Raw genomic sequence first — 21541 nt, 5'->3', positions numbered from 1 at the left:
CCGCCCGTCCGAACGGGCGGCGCGCGGGCGTACGGCTCAGGAGCCGGCGGCCCGCACCGCGCCGGAGGCGAGCAGTTCCTCCGCGTCCTCGAAGCCGAGGTCGGTGAGGACGTCGCGGCTCTGGCCGCCGGGCAGGACCGGGACGCCGTCGGTGCCGGCGGGCGTCCGCGAGAAGCGCGGCGCGGGCGCGGGCTGGTGCTGCCCCCCGCGCTCGACGAAGACCTCGCGCTCGGTGTTGTACGGGTGGACGGCGGCCTCGCGCATCGACAGGACGGGCGCCACGCACGCGTCGCTGGGCAGGAACACCTCGGCCCACTCGTCGCGCGTCCGCGCCTTGAACGCGGCGGCGAAGCGCTCGCGCAGCTCGGGCCAGCGGCTCCGGTCGTGCTGGCCGGGCAGCGTGTCGTCGCCGTCCAGGCCGAGCAGCCGCAGCAGCTCGGCGTAGAACTGGGGCTCGATCGCGCCGACCGCCATGTGCCGTCCGTCGGCGGTCTCGTAGACGTCGTACCAGGGGGCGCCCGAGTCGAGCATGTTGACGCCGCGCTCGTCCTGCCACATGCCGCCCGCGAGGAAGCCGTGGATGAACGTGGACAGGTGGGCGGCGCCGTCCACGATCGCGGCGTCCACCACCTGCCCCTTCCCGGAGACCTTCGACTCCAGCAGGGCGGACAGGACGCCGACGACGAGGTACATGCTGCCGCCCGCGAAGTCGCCGAGCAGGTTCAGCGGGATCTGCGGCGGGCCGCCCGCGCGGCCGATCGCGTGCAGGGCGCCGGTGATCGCGATGTACGCCACGTCGTGCCCGGCGCTCTGCGCGAGCGCGCCCTCCTGGCCCCACCCGGTCATCCGCCCGTACACCAGCCTCGGGTTGCGGGCGAGGCAGTCGTCCGGGCCGAGGCCGAGGCGCTCGGTGACGCCGGGCCGGAACCCTTCGAGCAGGACGTCGGACCTCTCCACCAGGCGCAGCACGACGTCCTTGCCGCGCTCGCTCTTGAGGTCGATCGCGATGGAGCGCTTGCCCCGGTTGGTGAAGTCGGTGCCGCCGAAGCCGCCGCCGCCGGACGCGGCGGAGGCGCGGTCCACCCGGATCACGTCCGCGCCGAGGTCGGCCAGCAGCATCGCGGCGAACGGCCCGGGCCCGATGCCGGCCAGCTCGATCACGCGCACTCCGGAGAGCGGACCCTTGCCCATGTCTGCGACCCCTTTCCCCGGCGACCCCGGGTGAACCTCGTTCGGTGCGCCCCCCAGTCTGCCCGATCGCGGTAAGCGCCCGCTGACCCGGGTCAGCCGGTGCGGGCGGCGAGGGAGACGGGGGCCTCGGGCCGCGCTCCGGCGGCGGGCGGGGTGGCGACGAGGAGGCGGCCGGTCAGCCGGGCCGTTCGGAACGGGCCGTCCGCGTGGGGGACGAGGCCGCGGGCGGCGGCGGCGAAGTAGTACCAGGCGCCTGAGGGCGCCTGCCACCACGTGCCGCTCACCGGTCCGCGGTCGTCGCACCAGCCGGTCGAGCCCTGCTCCCCCGCGCGCAGCAGCGTCGCCTGCCCGGCCGTGCCGCCGCCCGCGAACGCCATCCGCGTGCAGACCCAGTCGGCCGTCCCGGCGCCGTAGGGGAGCTCGCCGGACCAGAAGTTCCACGCGGTGGCCTCGGCGACCGGGCGCGCGGTCCGCGGGACGTGGCAGGCGAGCCGTTCCCACAGCGCGAGCCCGGCGCGCTGGAGCTTGGCGGGCGCGGCGTGCCCGGCCCGGAACCTGTGGGCGGGCGTGTGGTGGCCGAGGACGACGGCCCGGGGCCCGCCGAGGTCGCCGACGGTGCGCACGCCGTCCCGCCCCTTCACCTGGAACAGCGGGCCGCGCCCGCAGCGAGTGCGCGCGGTCACCGGGTCGGTCACGCCGTCGCGGACGGCGAGGCGGCGGCCGCCGGGCGTCACGGGGGCGGAGTCCCACGGCGACAGCAGGTAGCGCCCGCCGGGCAGCGCGATCGGCCCGGTCGGGTCGCCGCCCGCCGCGGCGACGTCGAGCGCGCCGTTCGTCCCGGTGTAGCGGGCGATGCGGACGCCGTGCCGCAGCACCGCGAACGGCGTGCCGTCCACGTGCCCCGCATAGAGGAGCTGCGCGGCGCCGCCGACGCCGTGCCCGCCGCGCAGGCGCGCCCAGGCGGCCACGGCGCGGCGGGTGAACGCCCGGTCGGACGCCAGGTCGCCCCGCGCGGGCCACGTGTCGAGGCTGGGCGCGCCGTTCGCCCACGCGCCCGGCTCGGCGGCGGTGAGCCGCAGGTCGCGGGCCTCGGCGGGGCGCGTGCCGCCGAACAGCGGTCCGGCGAGGAGCGAGCCGCCGTTCTCCGTCGCGACGAGCGCGCCGATCAGCGTGGCGGTGAGCGCCCCGGCGGCCACGATCGGCAGCGGCGAGCGGCGCCGGACGGGACGCAGCGGCGCGGGCTCGAACGTCGCGGCGCGCCCGGCGGGCGGCACGGCCTCGACCCGCTCGGCGGCCTCGATCACCGCCCACGGGTCGGGCACGCGCAGGTCGGCGAGCTGGTCGCGGACCGCGTACCGCGGCATCCCCGCCACCCGGCGCAGCACGTACGCGACGCGGACCGGCGGGTCGAGCCGCGCCAGCGCGGCGGTCAGCGCCGGGTCGGGCAGGCGGGCGGGCAGCGCGCGCAGCCACGGGCCGAGCCCGACGCCGAGCCGGCGCGGCGGGCGCATCGCCGTGCGCAGCACGCGGGTGCGGCGCCGCGCCTCGTCCGCCGCCGCGTCGCCGCGCCGGGCGTCCCGGCTCGGGCGGCGGGCGGTCGCGCCGTCCACGATGCGCCGCGCGACCGCGAGCCGGTGGACCCGTTTCCCCTTTCCGGGAAGAACGAAATACGCCAACCGGACAAGGTCCCGGTACCGCGTCTCCGCCTCGGATCTCGTCTCGACATTCTCGGGTGTCACGCCTGCTCCCTCGGGCCTTCCGGACATGGGGGACCCGAGGCTAAACACCGCCGCCGCCGAACGGCGCCGAATTGGCGGAACGATTAACCAGGCCGGTGGAAATATCGCGCTATGCCGGTCGCGGTCCCGGCGTCCGTGCGATCCGCCGGGTGAACGACCCGTGGAATCCCATCGGAATGTGATGGCGGAGCCGGGCCACCGCGACCGGCTCCGCCTCCACGTCCCGGGCGTCCAGGACGAGCAGCCGGGAGCGGTGCTCGTCCGGGTCGTACGCGAGGGTCAGCAGCCAGCCGTCCCCCTCGGCGGCGCCGGGCTCGCGCGGCACGAACACCGGCTCCCGAAGCCGTGGCCGGGCGGCAGCTCGTGAACGGCGCGCCGGCCGGTGGCGTGGTCGTAGGCGTGGATTCCGGTGGACGATTCCGTACGACCGGCGAAATAGGTGTAGCGGTGCGGCCTGCCCGCCTGCCTGACATCGGAATGCGGCAGTTCCATGGGCAGCGCGCACACCTGCTCTTCTTCGACCGCCCCCGACGCCTTCACGCGGTAGCGCATCAGCGCGCAGCCCCAGGGGAAATCGCTCGTCCGGAAGTCGCGGAACGCCGTGCTCACCTGTTCCCAATCGGCGAAGCGGACGAATTCCACGACGATGTCGTCACCGTCCTCGAAGGCGTTCACGAAATGGAACCCGAGCAGCGCCTCGTGCTCGATGACGCGCGCCCTGCCGCCGTACCGGGGAACGATCGTGAAGCACGTCGGACGGTGCGGCTCGTAGCTCAGCCCGTCCGCGATGGAGCCGGTGCCGAGCAGGATCTGCGCGGCCTTCGGGATCACCGGGTTCACGACGAAGACCAGGTGGCGGCGGGTGAGCGCGAAGTCGTGGTTCCACGGGCTGTACGGCAGGGAGATCCGCGGCAGGTGGTGGAGCCGCCCGCGCGCGTCCACGCGGTAGCAGCGCAGGCTCCGCGCCCGCGTGAAGTCCATCCCGAAGTTGAACAGCTCCCCGGTGTCGGGACACCGCGACGGATGCGCCGAGAACGCCGACATCACCTTCAGCCGCCCGCCGAACGAGTGCTCCCCGTACGTCTCCAGGCTGTCGGGGTCGAGGCGGAACGGCCGCCCGCCCTCCCACAGCGCGAGCAGCTGCCCGCCGTGCAGGACGACCCCGGTGTTGGCGACGTTCGCGGGCGGGCGCAGCATGTTGCCGAGCATCCCGCCGGGCCGCTGCGTGCCGAGCCCGCGCAGCCCCACCCGCCCGTGGCGCTGCCCGTACCTGTAGTGGCGCGTCCGCACGTACCGGTTGCGGTAGTGGATCCGCCCGTCGCCCGGGAACGCGAACAGCGACAGCATCCCGTCGCCGTCGAAGATGTGGTCGAGCAGGCTCTCGCCCACCCGCCACCGGCCCGGGCCGTTCCGGTACAGGGTCCCGGCGAGCCCCTCCGGCAGCCGCCCCTCGATCTCGCGGACCTCGTAGTCATGCTCGTCGTCGAGCGCCTCGTACACCTTGTGCCACGGGTCGTCCCCATGGGGAACGGCGCGTTCGGCGTGGGCGTCGTGGGCATCGTGCCGGGCCTCTGCCGTCACGGCGGGCCTCCTCGTCATCCGTACGCACGGCCGCCCCGATCGTGGCCGCGCCCGCCCGCAGCGTGCCACGCAAAACAGACGTAGTTCAATACCTAACGACTAATGCCGCCCCTCCCGGTCGACACCACCCGACCACACCACCCGACCACACCGCCCGGCTGGGGTGGGCCGGCTGGGGTGGGCCGGCTGGGGTGGGCCGGCTGGGGTGGACCGGCTGGGGTGGACCGGCTGGGGTGGACCGGCTGGGGTGGACCGGCTGGGGTGGACCGGCTGGGGTGGACCGGCTGGGGTGGACCGGCGCGGGCGGTCGGGCGGTCCGGTGCGGGCGGTCCGAACGCAGGCCGTCCGGCTCGGGCGGTCCGGCATGAGCGGGCCGAATCAGGCCGTCCGACACAGGCCGTCCGACACAGGCCGTCCGACTGGGGCCGTCCGGCTTGGAGCGGCCCGACACAGGCCGTCCGACTCGGAGCAGTGCGGCACAGGTGGTCCGGCTTGGGGGACGTCCGCGTCAAGGGGTGTTCAGGGCCTCGGCGTAGGTGGTGATCATGACGTTGCGGCCGGACAGGACGACGGCGAGGCGGCCCTGGATTTCGATCTTCCCGGCGAGGACGGCGGCGACGCCGCAGGCTCCTGAGCCCTCCACGACCAGGCCGTGTTCGGCGAACAGCCAGCGCATCGCCGCACGGATCTCGTCCTCGGTGACCGACGTGAGGGCGGTGCCGGCGGCGCGGAGGATGCCGGGGGTGACGGAGCCGGGCTCCAGGTTGCCACTGAGGCCGTCGGCGATGGTGTCGCCGACCTCGACCTCGGTGATCGCGCCCGTACGCACCGCCGTGGACACCGCGGGCGAGGCGGCCGCCTCGACGCCGACGACGCGCGTGTCCCCGCGTTCTCGTGCCCAGAGGGCGAGGCCCGCGACGAGGCCGCCGCCGCCCAGCGGGGCGACGACCGTCAGCGGGCCTGCCGCCTGTGAATCGAGTTCACAACCGATCGTGGCTTGACCTGAAATCACATGCGGGTCGTTGTAGGGAGACACATACCGTCCGGGCAGGCCCATCGCGTGGGCCTCGGCCTCCTCGTACGTCGTTCCGTGGCGGACGAGCGTCGCCGGGCTCGCGGCGATCCGGTCGGTCTTGGCGCGCGACGCGCGGGTGGACACGACCACGGTCACGTCGGCGGCACTCCTGGACGCCGCGTACGCCATGCCGAGCCCGTGGTTGCCGGCGCTGGCGGTGACGGCGGGCTCCCCCGGCGGCAGCGCGGCGACGGCCGCGAGCGCGCCCCGCACCTTGAACGACCCGGTCGGCTGGAACGTCTCCGCCTTGAGCAGCGCGCCGGGCGCTAGCGCGTCCGCCGGAACGACCGGAGTCGGCGCGAGCGTCGCGGCCACGACCTCCCACGCCCGGTCAAGGTCGGCGCGCGAAGGCGGCCCGACGGCACGAACGGTCATGAACGCTCCCCCAAGTCGATCTTCCCCCTCAGTCTGTCCCACCACCCCCATCCACCCCCCAGCCACCCCGCGAGACCAGTCCCCTGGCCACTCCGCCAGACCGCCACCCGCCAGTCCGCCAAGCAGTCGGCCCGCCAGCCAGTCGGCCCGCCTCGGAGTGGGCCGCACCGGGCCCGACGGACGCGTACAGCAACTGAGAGAACGGCACACCACAGAGGGCGTCGGTCCCGTCCCCGAACAAGCCGCAGAGGCCTGATGAACCCGTGTGACGGCCATGGGGGCGGGGCTAGCCGCAGGCTCTCGGGCGTGTTCCACGCACACGCGACAGCCGGACCCAATGGGCCCGCGCGGCGGTCGAGGGGGCGGCGCGGGCCACAGGATGACGGGACTGTCCCCGAACAGGCGACAGCCGGGCCCGATGAGCACGCCCGGCGGCTGAGGGGCCAGGACGGTCACGGGTCTCGGGCCCGTCCCCTGAACACGCGACAGCCGGGCCCAACAGGCCCGCGCGGCGGTCGAAGGGGCAGCGCCGCCACAGGGTGGCGGGACTGTCGCCGACACGCAACGGTCCGGCCCAATGAGCGCGCGCGGCGGCCGAGGGGCCAGGACGGTCACGGGTCTCGGGCCCGTTCCCCGAACACGCGACAGCCGGGCCCAACAGGCCCGCGCGGCGGTCGAAGGGGCAGCGCCGCCACAGGATGGCGGGACTGTCGCCGAACACGCGACGGCCCGGCCCAATGAGCGCGCGCAGCGGCCGAGGGGCCCAAGCGGTCACAGGGTCGCGGGCCCGTTCCCCGGACACGCGACGGCCGGGCCCAATGGGCCCGCGCGGCGGCTGAGGGAGCGGGGCGGCCATGGGGTGGGGGCGGAAGGGGGCTGGGGCAGGGGCTCGGCGGGGCGGAGGGGGTGGGGGTGGGATGGGAGCGAGTGGGGGGCAGATCGGGGTGGGCTGGGTAGGGGATGGGGATGGAGAATGCGCTGCCTGATCTGCCCTTGATGGGGTGGGGACCGACCAAGGACACGCTGCATCTGTTCACGCAGGTCGTGGGGAAGATTCAGCTTGCGTCGGCGCCGCCGCGCAATCACTGGTGGCATGCGACGCTGCGGGTCAATGAGCACGGGTACGGGACGGGGCGGATGGTGCGGGACGGGGTGAGCTTCGGCATCGCGTTCGACCTCGTACGGCACCGGCTCGTCGTGCGGACGCCTGGACGGGAGGAGGCGATTCCGCTGCGGGACGGGTTGTCGGTGGCGGAGTTCTACTCCAGCCTGTTCGCGCTGCTGCGGGAGTTGGGCGTGAACGTGGAGATCAAGGCGGAGCCGTTCGGGGTGCCGATGACGACGCCGTTCGCCGACGACACCGAGCACGACGCGTACGACCGCGAACGGGTCGAGGACTACCGCCGGGCGCTGCTGTGGGTGGACGAGGTTTTCCGGGAGTTCCAGGGGTGGTTTTGCGGGAAGAGCAGTCCGGTGCAGTTGTTCTGGCACAGTTTCGACCTGGCGACGGCGCGGTTCTCGGGGCGTGCGGCGCCGGAGATGAAGGACGCCGACAGGGTGACCAGGGAGGCGTACAGCCACGAGGTCATCAGTTTCGGGTGGTGGCCGGGCGATCGGGCGGTTTCCGCGCCGATGTTCTACTCGTACACGCATCCGGAGCCGGAAGGGTTGGCCGGGCAGCCGTTGCGGCCTCCGTCCGCGTGGTGGGAGGCGTCCGGGAGCAGTCATCAGGCGCGGCTGTCGTGGGACGACGTCCGCGCCGCCGCCGAGCCGCGTGACGCGCTGCTCGACTTCTTGCAGAGCGCGTACGCGGCGGGCGCCGTGACGGCGAACTGGCCGTACGACGACTTCCACTCCTCGTGGTGCCCGCCGCGCGGGCAGGTCACCGCCACGCCGAGCTGACGTTCGGCGTCGCGGGGAACGCTGGCGCAGGCGTCGGGTCGGTCGGCGGACGCTTCCGCTCTTGGCAGTGACCAGGTGTCCGAGCGCGCCGGTGTGGTGCCGGGCGCGGACGGTGGCGGTGGGGTCCGGGGCGGACGGCTGGGAACGCGTCCGGTCGGTCGGGTCGGTCGGCGGGCGCGGGCGTGTGTCCGCGCCGGCGCCGCGTTCTCGGACGGACGGCCAGCAGACCTCCGACTCGCCGGGGATGTCTCGGCGTTGTCGCGCTATGTGTTCGTTTGCTTGCTTTCTGACAGAAATTGGCTTGGGGTGCGTCGGCGGGGCCCGGATCGCGGGGGCGGGGCGGGCTGTCCAGCCTGAACCGAACGCGAACGTTATCTCCGACGTCCTACTGTTTTGGGCATCGCGAACGACGACTCCGAGGTGGACGTGGACAACGCAAGCATCGCCGATCTGTGGGACCGAGTGACGGGGACCCAGCCGGACCCGCCCTGGTGGCTGGTCGCGCTGGTCGGCCTCGTGGCGTTCGGCGCGGTGCTGCACGGTCCGACCTGGCGGGTCGCGCGAAACGTCGTGACGATCGCGCACGAGGGCGGGCACGCGCTGATCGCCCTGGTCACCGGCCGGAAGCTGGACGGGATCAAGCTGCACTCCGACACCTCGGGCGTCACCGTCTCGCGCGGCAGGCCGCACGGGCCGGGCATGGTGTTCACCGCGATGGCCGGGTACCTCACGCCGCCGCTGCTCGGGCTGCTGTTCGCGGCGCTGCTGGCGGGCGGGCGGATCACGCTGATGCTGTGGTTCTCGCTGGCGCTGCTCGCCGGGATGCTCGTCATGATCCGCAACGCGTACGGGGCGGTGTCGGTGATCGCGACCGGCGCGGTCATCTTCGGGGTGTCGTGGCTCGGCGGCGCGAAGGTGCAGGCCGGGTTCGCGTACCTGGCGGCGTGGTTCCTGCTGTTCGCCGCCGCCCGTCCCGTCGTCGAGCTCCAGCGGATGCGCGCGCGGCGGATGGCGCCGAGCTCCGACGCCGACCAGCTCGCCAACCTCACCGGCGTCCCCGGCCTGGCGTGGGTGAGCCTGTTCGCGGCGGTCGCCCTGCTGGCCCTGGTCGCGGGCGGCGCGCTGATGGTCCCGGACGGCGGCTCCGTCCCGGAAGTGCCGCGCCCGCCCGGCTACTGACCCGGCGAGCCCCGGCCGCTGGCGCGCGGCGCGCGGCTCTGCGCGCGTTCAGGCCAGGGCGCGCTGGAGGTCGTCCAGGTGGGATTCGAGGGCGGCGGCCATGCGCGCGGGCGTGAGCCGGTCCGGACGCGTCGCGGCGTGCACGGCCAGCCCGTCGACGAGGGCGTGCAGCCGGTCGGTCTCGCGCTCCACCGCGCCGTCCGAACGGTCCGGCCCGGCGAGGGCGGCGACGAGGGCGCGGCAGCCGGAGCGGAGCGCCTCGTAGCCCTCGTCGCGCAGCGCCCGCAGCTCCGGGTCCACCATCGAGCGCGAGGTGAACGCGAGCCAGACCTCGTTCTCGGCGGCGCGCTCGGCGTCCATGGGCAGCAGCTCGGCCAGCACCGCGGCGGCGCGGCGGCGCGGGTCGGGTTCGTCGGGGAGGGCGGCGATGCGGCGCTCGATCCGTTCGGTCACCGTCCGCAGGGTGAACGCGAGCAGGCCGGACTGGGACGCGAAGTAGTGGCGCAGCGAGCCCGGCGACAGCCCGGCCTCGCGCGCGACGTTGCGGACGGACGCCTGGTCGAGCCCGTCCCGCCGGACGACCCGCCACACGGCCGCCGCGACGTCCCGCCTGCGCTCCTCGGGATCCACGACCTTCGGCACCGGTCTTTTATAGCACAGGCGTGTTACCATCCTTTTTATGACACAGCCGTACTATAAAGGAGCCGCGATGGCGCCCGGCACCGGACCGACGGCCACGGAACCGTCGGCGTCCAGCACGCCCCAGCCGCCGACGCGGGGCGGACGGCTCCGGGGAAGGCCGCGGCGCGCCGTGCTCGCGTTCGCCGCGGCGGTCCTCCTGCTGCTCGCGGGGCTCGGCCTCGGCGGTGCGGCGGCGGCGCAGGCGGACTCCGGCGGCTACTTCTCGTCCTCCGAGCACCGCTTCGCGACGTCCGCCGCCGCGCTGAAGACCGACGAGATCGAGGTGGGCTCCAGCGCCGCGCACGCGGCCGACCCGAATCCCGACGTCGGGGAGGTGGCGCGCGTCCGCGTCGTCGTCCGGGCGGCGGACCCGGACGTCCCGATGTTCGTGGGGATCGGCCCGAAGGAAGATGTCGAGAGGTACTTGAGGGGGACCGCCCACGACGACTTCCGTTCGGCCCGGCTCTCGCCGTTCAAGGCGGATTTCGCGCGCGTCGGCGGCGGTTCCCGCGCAACGGCGCCGCCGACCGCGGAGGACTTCTGGGCGGCGGCCTCGTACGGACCCGGCACCCGCACGCTGACCTGGGACAAGACCCACGGCGCGTGGTCGGCCGTCGTCATGCGGCTGGACGGCGCGCCGGGCGTGGACGTGCGCGCGTCGTCGGGCTGCGGTTCGGCTTCCTGCTGCCCGCGGGCCTGGGTGCGCTCGCGGGCGCCGCACTGCTGCTGGCGTACGCGGTGATCGCCGGCCGCCGCCCCCGCAACGGCGAGCGTCCCCGTAGCGGCGGACGTGCGCACGGCGGCGGGCGTCCGCACGACGGCGAGCGTCCCCGCGATGGCAGACGTGCGCGCGACAGCGAGCGTCCCCTCGGCGGCGGACGTGCGCACGGCGGCGGGCGTCTCCGCGGCGGCGAGCGTCCGCGCAGCGGCGAGCGTCCGCGCGATGGCAGACGTGCGCGCGACAGCGAGCGTCCCCTCGGCGGCGAGCGTCCGCGCGACGGCGAGCGTCCCCGCGGCCGCAGACGTGCGCGCGACGGCGAGCGTCCCCGCGACGGTGGGCGTCCCCGCGACAGCGGACGTCCCCGTGACGGCGGACGTACGCACGACGGCGGGCGTCCGCACGACGGCGAGCGTCCCCGCGATGGCAGACGTGCGCGCGACAGCGAGCGTCCCCTCGGCGGCGGGCGTTCGGGCGGCGGCGGGCGTGCGCACGGCGGGGGGGTCGGGCCGGATGCGGTCAGGGCGCTGGGCGGCGCGTACGGCCGTGTCCACGATGGTGCATGGCCGTCAAGAAGCTCGACCGCGCGAAGTACCACCGCAAGCGCAGGGCCCGGCTCCGGCGCGGCAGGGTCCGCTCCCGCCCCACCGTGGGCAAGGGAAAGGGCCGCTGACCTCGCCCGGACGGGCCGACGGCGGGCCGGGGTCCGCGGACGTGCGGTGAGTGTCCGACCCTGTCGATAGTTTCGACACTGTGAGCGATCGATGGGATCGGGAGCACGTGATCGGCCTGGCGCCCGACGCGGCGTCCGCCAAGGCCGCCGGCGGGATCGCCAGGCCCGCCGCGTGGAACGGTACCGGCTGCGACGAGGAGGCCGTCTGGGGCGAGTGCCAGGGCAGCGGTAAGAACGCCTACCGGGCGTGCATCGATCTGTCCGAGCCGGCGTTCCGCTGCTCGTGCCCGAGCCGCAAGTTCCCGTGCAAGCACGCCGTCGCGCTGCTGCTGCTGTGGAGCGACGGCACGGTCGGCGGCGGCCCGCGGCCGGGCTGGGCGGCCGAATGGCTCGACCAGCGCCGCGACCGCGCCGACAGCACGCAGGAGCGCCGCGCGTCGTCCGCCGCCAAGGCCAGGGACCCCAAGACCGCGGAACGGCGCGAACGGCGCGTCGGAGACGGCCTCGCCGAGTTCGACCAGTGGCTGCGCGACCAGGTCACGCACGGGCTCGCGCGGGCGGAGAAGGCGCCCTACCGGGTGTGGGACGACGCGGCGCGGCGGCTCGTCGACGCGCAGGCGGGCGCGCTCGCCGGGCAGGTGAAGGCGCTGGCCTCGATCCCGCGCCGCCCCGGCTGGCCCGACCGGCTGCTGGAGGAGTACGCCCTGCTGCGGCTGCTCGTCCGCGCCTACCAGCGGCGGGACGCGCTGCCCGAGGCGCTGCGCGACACCGTCCGCTCGCGGGTCGGGTTCACCGTCCCGCAGGAGGACGTGCTCGAACGCGGCCCGCGCGTCCGCGACCGCTGGCACGTGACCGGCTCGCGCGACTCCGTCCAGGACCAGCTCACCACGCGCCGCGTCTGGCTGCGCGGCGCCGCGACGGGGCGTCCCGCGCTGGTGCTGTCGTTCGCCGCGCCCGGACGCCCCTTCGACGCGGCGCTCGCCGTCGGCATGGCGGTGGACGCCGACCTGGCGTTCTACCCGGGCGCCCAGCCGCTGCGCGCCCTCGTCGCCGAACGGCACGGGCCCGCCGCGCCGAGCGCGCCCGGCGGCACGACCGTCGCCGCGTTCCTCGACGAGCACGCCGCGGCGCTGGCCCGCGACCCGTGGCTCGACCGCTGGCCCGCCGTCCTCGCGCCCGTACGGCTCGCGCGCGACGGCTCGGGCGGGCTGCACGCCGTCGACGCCGAGGGCGCGTCGCTCCCGCTGCTGACGGCCGAGCCGTGGCGGCTGCTGGCGGTCTCCGGCGGCGCGGCCGTAACGCTCTCCGGCGAGTGGACGCCGCAGGGCCTGCGCGCCCTGGCGGCCTGGCACGAGGACGAAGGGGTCGTGATCCTGTGACCGCACCCCCCACCCACGCGCCACGCCCCGCGAACAGACCCCTGAACGGGACCGCGACCGAAACCGTGAACCGAGCCGCGAACGGGACCGTGATCGGACCTGCGAACGGGGCCGCGATCGGAGCCGCGATCAAAGCCGTGGCCGGAGCCGCGAACAGCCCTGCGATCGAGGCCGTAAACGGACCTGCGAACAGACCTGCGAACGGAGTCGTGAACGGGGGCGCGGTCGGAGCCATGGACGGACCTGCGAACGGAGCTGTGATCGCGTGAGCGGCTGGAACGATCACGTCAGCGCGGCACTCCTCGGCACCGAACGCCGTCCCGCGCCTCCTCCCCCGCTCCCGACCGTTCCCGACGACGCCTCCGGAGCCGACGACGCCCCTGGCGCCGGGGATGCGGCCGGAGCCGACGACGCTTCTGGAGCCGGGGAGGTGGCCGGAGCCGGGGATGCGGCCGGGCGGTTGCTCGATCAGGCGGCGTTGCTGGCCGTCCAGCGGAGGGCGGGGCGCGTTCCGGAGAGGGTGGCGGACACGGGCGGGGAGCCGGGGCGGATCGAGCTGATCGCGCCCGCGCCCGCCGAGGAGGTCCCGGCGGTCCCGCCCGCGGCGGCGGCACGGCTCGCGCGGATCCTCGCCGGGGAGCAGATCCGCGTCCTGCCCGAGTGGCTCGACGCGGCGGCGGCCCGCGGCCTGCGGGTGCCCGCGCGGCTGCTGCCCGAACTGCTGGAGAAGGGCCGCGGCGACCGGATGCTGCGGCCGTCGATCGCGCGGGCGGCGGGCCGGCGCGGGGTGTGGCTCGCGCTGCGCAACACCGACTGGGCCTACCTCGTCGGGTCCGGCGACGACCCGGGCGGCGGCGCCGACGTGTGGGAGACCGGCTCCCGCAACCAGCGGGTCGCCCACCTCACCCGCCTGCGCGGCACCGACCCCGCCGCGGCCCGCGAGGCGCTGCGCGGCACGTGGGCGCGGGAGCCCGCGCCCGACCGCGCCGCGTTCCTCGCCACGTTCGAGCACGGACTGTCGCCGGACGACGAGGAGTTCCTCGAATCGGCCCTCGAAGACCGCGGCAAGGACGTCCGGCAGCTCGCCTCCGACCTGCTGGCGCGCCTGCCCGGCTCCGCCTACGGCCGCCGGATGGCGGACCGGGCCCGCGCCTGCCTGCGGCCCGAGACCCGCACCGTACGGCTGCGTGAGCAGACGTGGATCGTGGTCGAGCCGCCGCGCGCGCACGACGAGGACCTCGCGCGCGACGGCGTGCCGTTCCACCCGAGCGGGTCGTTCGCCCCGAGCGGCCGCGCGGGCGGCGGACCGGTCGGCACGCGCGCGGCATGGCTGCGGGAGATCCTCGCCCGCACGCCCCTGGAGACGTGGACGGAGCTGTTCGGGCTGCCGCCGATGGAGATCGTCTGCCTGCCGGTGGCCGACGCCGCCGAGGAGGGCGGGCGCGCGGCCCGCGACGTCCACATCGGTTGGGCGCGCGCGGCGCTGCGCCAGCGCGACACCGCGTGGGCGCGGGCGCTGCTCAAGGGCGGCGTGGTCGTGGACGAGCCGGAGGCCCTCGCCGACCTGCTGCCCGTGCTGCCCGCCGCCGAGCGCGACCCGGCCGCCGCCGACCTGATCCGCTGGGTCGAGGGCCACCCCGACCTGCTCCGCGTCCTCGAACGGGTCCCCGGCCCGTGGTCGGGCGTCCTCGCCGACGCGGTCGTCGCCATCCTCACCGCCGCCGCGCGGCGCCCCTCGCACCGCCACGAGCACACCCTCGTGCAGCTCTGCCGCCTCGCCGACCAGCGCCTGGCCCCGCCGCAGCCGTACGCCTGGAACCACCGGACGCCGCCTCGGAGCCCGAACCCACGCCCGCCGCGACGTCCGCTCCGGCGTCCGCCCCGACGTCCGGCCCGACGTCCGCACCCGCTTCCGGCCCTGCGTCCGCACCCGCGTCCGGACCTGCGTCCGCACCCGCGTCCGGACCTGCGTCCGTCTCGCCGTCCGGACCCACGTCCGGCCGCGCGTCGGGTCCGGCGTCCGGACCTGCGTCCCGGCCCGCGCCGGGTCCGGCTTCCGGCCCGGCGTCCCGTCCCCAGTCCGGATACGCGTCCGGACCTGCGTCCGCTCCCGCGTCGGGTCCGGCGTCCGGACCCACCTCCGGACCCACGCCGGGCCCGGCGGCCGGTCCGGGGCCCCGTCCCGCGTCCCGGCCGCAGTCCGGGTATGCGTCCGGACCCGCGTCCGCCTCGCCGTCCGGGCCCGCGTCCGGCCGTGCGGCGGGTCCGGCGGCCGGAGCCGCGCCCGGCCAGGGGGCCGGTCGCGCGGCCGGACCCGTCTCGGGTTCGCCTTCCGGGGACGCGTCCGGGTCGGTCGGGGGGTCCGGCCGGGCGGTGGCCGGCTCGGCCACCGCGCGGGCCATCGGGGAGCTGACCGAGACCCTGCGTTTCCGCGACGACATGCTGAAGGAGCTCACCCAGTGACCAGTGACGCCGTTCTGCGTCCGCACGCCGAACAGCAGTACGCCGACGAGCTGGCCCGGCTCGCCGAGCACGACGAGCGGCCCCGTCCCCCGGGCTGGCGGCTGTCGCCGTGGGCCGTCACCACGTACCTGCTGGGCGGCGAACTGCCGGACGGCTCGCGGATCGCCCCGAAGTACGTGGGGCCGCGCCGGCTGATGGAGGTCGCGGTCGCGACCCTCGCGACCGACCGGGCGCTGCTGCTGCTCGGCGTGCCCGGCACCGCGAAGACGTGGGTGTCCGAGCATCTCGCGGCGGCCGTGTCGGGCGACTCGACGCTGCTGGTCCAGGGCACGGCGGGCACCGCCGAGGAGGCCATCCGGTACGGGTGGAACTACGCGCGGCTGCTCGCCGAGGGCCCGTCGGAGAAGGCGCTGGTCGAGAGCCCGCTGATGCGCGCGATGCGGACGGGCGCGGTCGCGCGGATCGAGGAGCTGACCCGGATGCCGAGCGACGTCCAGGACAGCCTGATCACGATCCTGTCGGAGAAGACGCTGCCGGTGCCGGAGCTCGGCACCGAGGTCCAGGCGGTCAAGGGCTTCACCGTGATCGGCACGGCCAACGACCGCGACCGGGGCGTCAACGAGCTGTCCAGCGCGCTGCGGCGGCGGTTCAACACCGTCGTGCTGCCGCTGCCCGAGAGCGTGGAGGACGAGGTCGACATCGTCGCGCGCCGCGTCGACCAGATCGGCGCGTCCCTCGACCTGCCCGAGACGCCCGCCGGGCTGGAGGAGATCCGCCGCGTGGTCACCGTGTTCCGCGAGCTGCGCTCGGGGCTGACGGGCGACGGCCGCACCAAGCTGAAGTCGCCGAGCGGGACGCTCAGCACGGCCGAGGCGATCTCGGTCATCACCAGCGGTCTCGCGCTCGCCGCGCACTTCGGCGACGGGGTGCTGCGGGCGGCCGACGTGGCGGGCGGCATCGTCGGCGCCGTCGTGCAGGACCCGGTGTCCGACCGGGTGGTCTGGCAGGAGTACCTGGAGACGGTGGTGCGCGACCGCGACGAGTGGCGCGACTTCTACCGCGCCTGCCGCGAGGTCTCCTGATGGCGGCTGATCCCCGCGTACGCGTGTACGGGATCCGCCACCACGGTCCGGGCTCGGCGCGCGCGCTGCGCGGCGCGCTGGAGGAGTTCCGGCCCGACGCCGTCCTGATCGAGGGGCCGCCCGAGGCCGACCCGCTCGTGGAGCTGGCCGCCGACCCCGGCATGGTCCCGCCCGTCGCGCTGCTCGCGTACGCCCCGGGCCGCCCGCCCCTGCCACCCGAACCCGCGCCCAACGGCTCCACCCCCCCGCCCCACCGGAACGCTCCCGAGAGCCAACCCTCCGCGAACGGCAACGGCACGGCGGCCGCCAGTCCGACGAGCGACAGCACAGGCGATCGCGGCAGCACAGGCGATCGGGACGGCGCGACGGGCGACGGCGCGGGACGCGGCGGCGGCCCGGCGGGCGACGGCGCGACGGGCGACGGCGCAACGAACGACGGTGCGGCGGGCGACAGCACGGGCCACGGCGACGGCGCGGAACGCGGCGACGGTGCGGAACGCGGCGACGGTGCGGCGGGCGACAGAACGGCGGGCGACGGTGCGGCGGGCGGTGGCGCGGGACGCGGCGACGGTGCGGCGGGCGGCGGGGATAGTCGCGTGGCCGGGGGTGGGCCGGGAGGGGGAGGTAGCGGGACGGCTGGGAGCGACGGGGGTGACAGGGGTGACGGGAGTAGTGAGCGGCAGGCGGCGTTCTGGCCGTTCGCTGAGTTCAGTCCGGAGTGGCAGGCGATCCGGTACGCGCTGGGTGCGGGCGTGCCCGTGCGCTTCTGCGACCTGCCCGCCGCGCACCAGCTCGTCCCGCTCCAGGCCCCCGAGCAGGACGGGACCGACGGTCAAGGCGCGGAAGGCGCGGACAGCGCGCAAGGCGCAGAGGGCGCGGAAGGCGAGGGCGTCGCTGAGGTCGTGGAGGGGATCCGGCTCGATCCGCTCGGCTGGCTGGCGAAGGCCGCCGGGTACGACGACACCGAGCGCTGGTGGGACGACGTCGTGGAGCACCGCGGCGAGGGGCCGTCGCCGTTCCCGGCCATCGCCGAGGCCATGACGGAGTTGCGCGAGCAGCTCGCGGCGGCCGAGGAGCGGCCTGGCGCGGGGCTGCCGCCCGGCCATCTTGTCCGCGAGGAGCAGCGCGAGGCGCACATGCGCCGCACCCTGCGCCGCGCGCTGAAGGACGGGTACGAGCGGGTCGCGGTCGTGTGCGGGGCGTGGCACGTCCCGGCGGTGCTGGCGAAGGTCCCGGCCGCGCAGGACGACCGGACGCTGCGCGGACTGCCCAAGACCAAGGTCGCGATGACGTGGGTGCCGTGGACGCACGGGCGGCTCGCGGGGCGTTCCGGCTATGGGGCGGGGTGCGGTCGCCCGGCTGGTACCACCACCTGTTCGCCGCGCCGGACCGGCCGGTCGAGCGCTGGCTGACCCGGGCGGCGCGGGTGCTGCGCGAGGAGGACCTGCACGTCTCGTCCGCCCACGTGATCGAGGCCGTACGGCTCGCGGACGCGCTCGCCGCGCTGCGCGGGCGGCCGCTCGCGGGGCTGGACGAGGTCACCGAGGCGACCCGGGCGGTGCTGTGCGAGGGCGCCGACCTGCCGGTGGAGCTGATCCAGCGGCGCATGGTCGTCGGCGAACGGCTCGGCGCCGTCCCCGAGCGGACCCCGATGGTGCCGCTCCAGCGCGACCTCCAGGCCGAGCAGCGGCGGCTGCGGCTGAAGCCGTCCGCGCTCGACAAGGAGCAGGACCTCGACCTGCGCCGGCCGATCGACCTCGCGCGGAGCAGGCTGCTGCACCGGCTCGCGCTGCTCGACGTCGACTGGGGCGTGCCGCGCGATCCGGGGCGTTCCAAGGGGACGTTCCGGGAGACGTGGACGCTGGCGTGGCGGCCGGAGTTCGACGTCGAGCTGATCGAGGCGAGCGCGTGGGGCACGACCGTGCGGGGCGCCGCGTCGGCCCGCGCGGAGGCGATGGCGGAGCAGGCCGCGGCCCTGTCCGACCTGACGTCCGTCGCGGAGCGCTGCCTGCTCGCCGACCTCGGCGGCGCGCTCCCGGCGGTGATGCGGGCGATCTCCGACCGCGCCGCCGTCGACACCGACGTGGCGCACCTGATGGCGGCGATGCCCGCGCTCGTCCGCGCGCTGCGGTACGGGGACGTGCGCGGCACCGCGACCGGCCCGCTGCGCACGGTCGTGGACGGCCTGGTCGTGCGGATCTGCGTGGGCCTGCCCCCGGCGGTGGCCGGGCTGGACGACGACGCGGCCCGCGAGACGCTGCGCCACGTGGACGCGGTGCACGGCGCGCTCGCGCTGCTCGCCGACGAGGGCCACGCGGCGCGGTGGCAGCGCGCGCTGGAGGGGCTGGTGTCGCGGCCGGACGGCCTGCACGGGCTCGTCGAGGGCCGCCTGACGCGCCTGCTCCACGACGCCGGACGGCTCCGCGACGTCCCCGACCGGATGGCTCGCGCGGTGTCCGTCGGCGCCGCGCCCGAACGCGCCGCCGCGTGGGTGGAGGGGTTCCTGTCCGGCGGCGGCCTGATCCTCGTGCACGACGCCGACCTGCTCCGCCTGGTCGACGGCTGGATCGCGGGGCTGCCGAACGACTCGTTCACCGACGTCCTGCCGCTGCTGCGCCGCACGTTCGGCGAGTACGCCGCCGCCGAGCGCCGCGCGATCGGCGAGCGGGCCCGCCGCCTCGGTCCCGCGACCGCGGCGGCCGGGCCCGGCGAGCCGGGTCCCGGCGAGCGCCTCGACCCGCGCCGGGCCGCGCCCGCGGCGGCGGCCGTCCTCGACATCCTCGGCTGGGAGACGCCATGACCACCGACCCCGCCCGCCCCGTCCCGGACGCCGCCGACGCCACCAACGCCGCCGCCGACGACGAGCGGCTCAGGCGGTGGCGGCTCGTCCTCGGCGGCGAGGCGTCCGACGGACGGGCCGCGCGCTGGACGGCGACGACGCGCGGATGGACGCCGCGCTGGAGAAGCTGTACGGCTCGGGGCCCGGCGAGCGCGACCGCTCGCGGCCGGGGCGCCGCAGCGCGGGGCTGGGCGACTCGGCGCCGTCGGTCGCGCGGTGGCTCGGCGACATCCGCGAGTACTTCCCGTCCACGGTCGTGCAGGTCATGCAGAAGGACGCGATCGAACGGCTCGACCTCACGCGGCTGCTGCTGGAGCCGGAGATGCTCGACGCCGTCGAACCCGACGTGCACCTGGTCGGCACGCTGCTCTCGCTCAACAAGGTCATGCCCGACCGCGCCCGCGAGTCGGCGCGCGCCGTGGTCCGCAGGGTCGTCCGCGACCTGGAACGGCGGCTCGCGCAGCGGACCCGTTCGGCGGTCGGCGGCGCGCTGGACCGGTCGGCGCGCGTGCCGCGCCCCCGGCGGCCGTCCGACGTCGACTGGGAGCGGACGATCCGCGCCAACCTGCGCCACTACCTGCCCGAGCACCGCACCCTCGTGCCCGAGCGGCTCATCGGCTACGGGCGGCGGCAGCGGGCCGTCAAGCGCGACGTGGTGCTGTGCGTCGACCAGAGCGGGTCGATGGCGGCGTCGGTGGTGTACGCGAGCGTGTTCGGGGCGGTGCTCGCGTCGGTGCGGTCGCTGCGCACGTCGCTGGTGGTGTTCGACACGCGGTGGTCGACCTCACCGACCAGCTCCAGGACCCGGTCGAGCTGCTGTTCGGCACGCAGCTCGGCGGCGGCACCGACATCAACCGCGCCCTCGCGTACTGCCAGGGCCTGGTCGCCCGCCCGGCCGACACGATCCTCGTGCTGATCAGCGACCTGTACGAGGGCGGCGTCCGCGCCGAGATGCTCCAGCGGGTGGCCGCGCTCACCGCCGCGGGCGTCCAGGTGGTGGTGCTGCTCGCGCTGTCGGACGAGGGCGCGCCCGCCTACGACACGAGAACGCCGCCGCGCTCGCCGAGCTCGGCGTCCCGGCGTTCGGCTGCACGCCCGACGCGTTCCCCGACCTGATGGCGGCGGCCGTCGAGCGCCGCGACCTGCGGCGCTGGGCGGAACGCGAGACCGGCTGATCCTGCTTGGGCAAACTCCGGCGCGTCCCCGCGCGGCACGGCGGCGCGCCGGGGTTGGCTGGGCCCGCCGGGGGCGGCGCCTCCGGCGGCCGACGACCACGCCCGTGTCCTCCCGCGCGGACCGATCCCGAGTGGGAGACCACGGATGTCCCTGGCGAACACCTGGAAGTTCCGGATACCGCTGCTGGCCGCGGCGATCTCCGTCCTGCTGGCGTCCGTCGCCGCGACCTCGGTCGTGCTGGCGAGCGCCGGGCCCGGGGAGCGGCGGGCGGGCGGTTCGGCGACCAGCACCGGCGTGCGGCTCGACGTCACGCCGGTCCCGGGTCTCGGCCGGCCGGGCTTCAACGGGTCGTGGGGCAGGCGTCCATCGGCGCGGACACCGGCCAGGTGAACGCCGATTACGGCGAGGACCCCGACGGCGTCGCCGGTACGTCACGATCGCCGTCCCGTCCGGCAGCGTCACCGGCGACACGGCCGGAGGCTCGTGGCGGGGCGTCAGCGACCCGAACGACGTGAACGTGAGCCTCGTCCCCGGCGGGCCGCCCGTCCTGAACGTGCGACGATGCACACGTTCGCGCAGTGCCAGCCGCCGCACGCGCCCATCACGCAGAACTCCGTCACCGCGCCCACGGTCGCGGGCCGCCCGATCCGGCAGGGCGTGACCACCGTCCCGGTGACCGGGGAGCGGCTCGGGCTGCGGAACGCCGGGGGGACGGCGCTGCCGGACGCCACGTTCACCGACGACCTGTCCGACATCGCGCGCCACGCGCACATCGACGGATCACGGCGAGCACGGGCCACGCCGCCTACGGCTTCCGCCCGCCGAAGCTCACCTGGACGGGGTCGCTCAAGCCCGGCCGGACCGCGACGGTCCGGATCACGGCGACCGCGCGGCGGCCCGGGGTGATGCGCAACGCGGTCGGCAAGGACAGGACGAGCACGCACGTCGTCCCTCGGCACGTCAAGTGACCGTGCGGGCCCGCCGCCCCACCGGCGGCGGGCCCGCGCTCACCGCGCCGCCCGCAGCCCGCGCGAGCAGCACCACGACCAGCCCCGACAGCGCCGCGTGCATCACCAGCGCCGACGCCTGGACGGGCACCAGGACGCTCCAGGCCCCCCACATCGCCACCCGGACGTCCGCGCGGCCATCACCGTCCACGCCGCGCCCCGGCTCCCCGCCACGCCAGCACGACGCCGACCAGCGTCACCACCGCCAGCACGGCGAACGACGACGCCACGACCGCAGCAGCTCACGCGCCGCCCCTCGCTGAGCCGCGGGAGCGCGATGAGGAACGCGAGCGCCACGACGTCGAGCGCCGCGAGCACCCCCGCCAGGACGAGCCCGGCGAACACCGCGGGCCCCCGCCCAGCTCCCGCCGTACGTCGCGCGCCCCGGCCGTTCCGGCCACGCCGGAGGCACCGGAGGTGCGGGAGGCCCCGGAGCGTTCCCGCCTCGCGCCTCGTTCGCTGCGGGGGCCGGTGCGGGCGC

Annotated in this window: 13 protein-coding genes and 3 pseudogenes; 9 read left to right on the top strand and 7 right to left on the bottom strand. The window is 76.0% G+C overall.

The features are described 5' to 3' along the window. Positions 1-36: 36 nt before the first annotated feature. The 4 genes and pseudogenes from GEV43_RS34210 to GEV43_RS34190 form a co-directional block, all read right to left on the bottom strand. Positions 37-1191: a CaiB/BaiF CoA-transferase family protein gene (locus GEV43_RS34210; protein ID WP_160824960.1), complete on the bottom strand. Its 1155-nt coding sequence runs from the start codon at positions 1189-1191 to the stop codon at positions 37-39. Positions 1192-1283: 92 nt separating this feature from the next. After that, positions 1284-2930, bottom strand: a complete 1647-nt coding sequence (locus tag GEV43_RS34205; protein WP_160824959.1) for a hypothetical protein — start codon at positions 2928-2930, stop codon at positions 1284-1286. 109 nt (positions 2931-3039) lie between these two features. Further along, positions 3040-4529: pseudogene (locus GEV43_RS51820) on the bottom strand (carotenoid oxygenase family protein). Between the two features lie 490 nt (positions 4530-5019). Continuing rightward, complete coding sequence (locus tag GEV43_RS34190; protein ID WP_160824956.1) at positions 5020-5961, bottom strand: threonine/serine dehydratase; 942 nt, start codon at positions 5959-5961, stop codon at positions 5020-5022. A 966-nt stretch (positions 5962-6927) separates the two neighbouring features. On the opposite strand from GEV43_RS34190, the gene GEV43_RS34185 reads away from it, so the two are divergent. Together GEV43_RS34185 and GEV43_RS34180 are read left to right on the top strand one after the other, a co-directional pair. Then, positions 6928-7863 (top strand): DUF5996 family protein, encoded by a 936-nt coding sequence (locus tag GEV43_RS34185; RefSeq protein ID WP_175250963.1) that lies wholly within the window; start codon positions 6928-6930, stop codon positions 7861-7863. 393 nt (positions 7864-8256) lie between these two features. Further along, positions 8257-9042 carry a M50 family metallopeptidase gene (locus tag GEV43_RS34180; RefSeq protein WP_175250962.1) on the top strand — a complete coding sequence of 262 codons (786 nt, stop codon included), beginning with the start codon at positions 8257-8259 and terminating at the stop codon, positions 9040-9042. A 48-nt stretch (positions 9043-9090) separates the two neighbouring features. On the opposite strand, the gene GEV43_RS34175 is transcribed toward GEV43_RS34180, so the two are convergent. Next, a complete protein-coding gene (locus tag GEV43_RS34175) occupies positions 9091-9684 on the bottom strand; it encodes a TetR family transcriptional regulator C-terminal domain-containing protein (RefSeq protein ID WP_309240076.1) in 594 nt (197 codons plus the stop codon). Positions 9685-9751: 67 nt separating this feature from the next. Here GEV43_RS34175 and GEV43_RS34170 point away from each other — a divergent pair, with 67 nt between their 5' ends. The 7 genes and pseudogenes from GEV43_RS34170 (at position 9752) to GEV43_RS34135 (ending at position 20443) form a co-directional block, all read left to right on the top strand. After that, positions 9752-10465, top strand: coding sequence for a hypothetical protein (locus GEV43_RS34170; RefSeq protein ID WP_160824954.1), 714 nt, complete (start codon positions 9752-9754; stop codon positions 10463-10465). A gap of 729 nt (positions 10466-11194) precedes the next feature. After that, positions 11195-12493 (top strand): SWIM zinc finger family protein, encoded by a 1299-nt coding sequence (locus GEV43_RS34165; RefSeq protein WP_160824953.1) that lies wholly within the window; start codon positions 11195-11197, stop codon positions 12491-12493. A 265-nt stretch (positions 12494-12758) separates the two neighbouring features. Next, positions 12759-14906, top strand: a complete 2148-nt coding sequence (locus GEV43_RS34160; RefSeq protein ID WP_160824952.1) for a DUF5691 domain-containing protein — start codon at positions 12759-12761, stop codon at positions 14904-14906. Between the two features lie 46 nt (positions 14907-14952). Further along, a complete protein-coding gene (locus GEV43_RS34155; protein ID WP_160824951.1) occupies positions 14953-16038 on the top strand; it encodes an AAA family ATPase in 1086 nt (361 codons plus the stop codon). Continuing rightward, positions 16038-18838 (top strand): annotated as a pseudogene (locus GEV43_RS34145) (DUF5682 family protein). The gene GEV43_RS34155 and the pseudogene GEV43_RS34145 overlap by 1 nt, the downstream one beginning before the upstream one ends. Continuing rightward, positions 18835-20052, top strand: a pseudogene (locus tag GEV43_RS34140) (VWA domain-containing protein). The pseudogenes GEV43_RS34145 and GEV43_RS34140 overlap by 4 nt, the downstream one beginning before the upstream one ends. A gap of 145 nt (positions 20053-20197) precedes the next feature. Continuing rightward, entirely contained in the window at positions 20198-20443 is a 246-nt protein-coding gene (locus GEV43_RS34135; protein WP_160824950.1) for a hypothetical protein, read from the top strand. A 415-nt stretch (positions 20444-20858) separates the two neighbouring features. Here GEV43_RS34135 and GEV43_RS54220 read toward each other — a convergent pair whose 3' ends face one another. After that, positions 20859-20993, bottom strand: coding sequence for a hypothetical protein (locus GEV43_RS54220; RefSeq protein ID WP_302931353.1), 135 nt, complete (start codon positions 20991-20993; stop codon positions 20859-20861). Positions 20994-21013: 20 nt separating this feature from the next. Next, on the bottom strand, positions 21014-21211 hold the full coding sequence (locus GEV43_RS34130) for a hypothetical protein (protein WP_160824949.1): 198 nt from the start codon (positions 21209-21211) through the stop codon (positions 21014-21016). Positions 21212-21541 lie beyond the last annotated feature (330 nt).

It is taken from the genome of Actinomadura sp. J1-007 (assembly GCF_009793335.1).
Taxonomy (GTDB): Bacteria; Actinomycetota; Actinomycetes; order Streptosporangiales; family Streptosporangiaceae; genus Spirillospora; species Spirillospora yumaensis.
Note: the sequence above shows the minus strand (reverse complement) of the source record. Positions and strands in the feature narration are given on the sequence as shown.

Excerpts from the sequence above, each read along its gene's own strand:
- GEV43_RS34170 (WP_160824954.1), top strand. The coding sequence starts at position 9,752 with ATGGCGCCCGGCACCGGACCGACGGCCACGGAACCGTCGGCGTCCAGC.
- GEV43_RS34190 (WP_160824956.1), bottom strand. The coding sequence starts at position 5,961 with ATGACCGTTCGTGCCGTCGGGCCGCCTTCGCGCGCCGACCTTGACCGG.
- GEV43_RS34185 (WP_175250963.1), top strand. The coding sequence starts at position 6,928 with ATGGAGAATGCGCTGCCTGATCTGCCCTTGATGGGGTGGGGACCGACC.
- GEV43_RS34135 (WP_160824950.1), top strand. The coding sequence starts at position 20,198 with ATGTCCCTGGCGAACACCTGGAAGTTCCGGATACCGCTGCTGGCCGCG.
- GEV43_RS34210 (WP_160824960.1), bottom strand. The coding sequence starts at position 1,191 with ATGGGCAAGGGTCCGCTCTCCGGAGTGCGCGTGATCGAGCTGGCCGGC.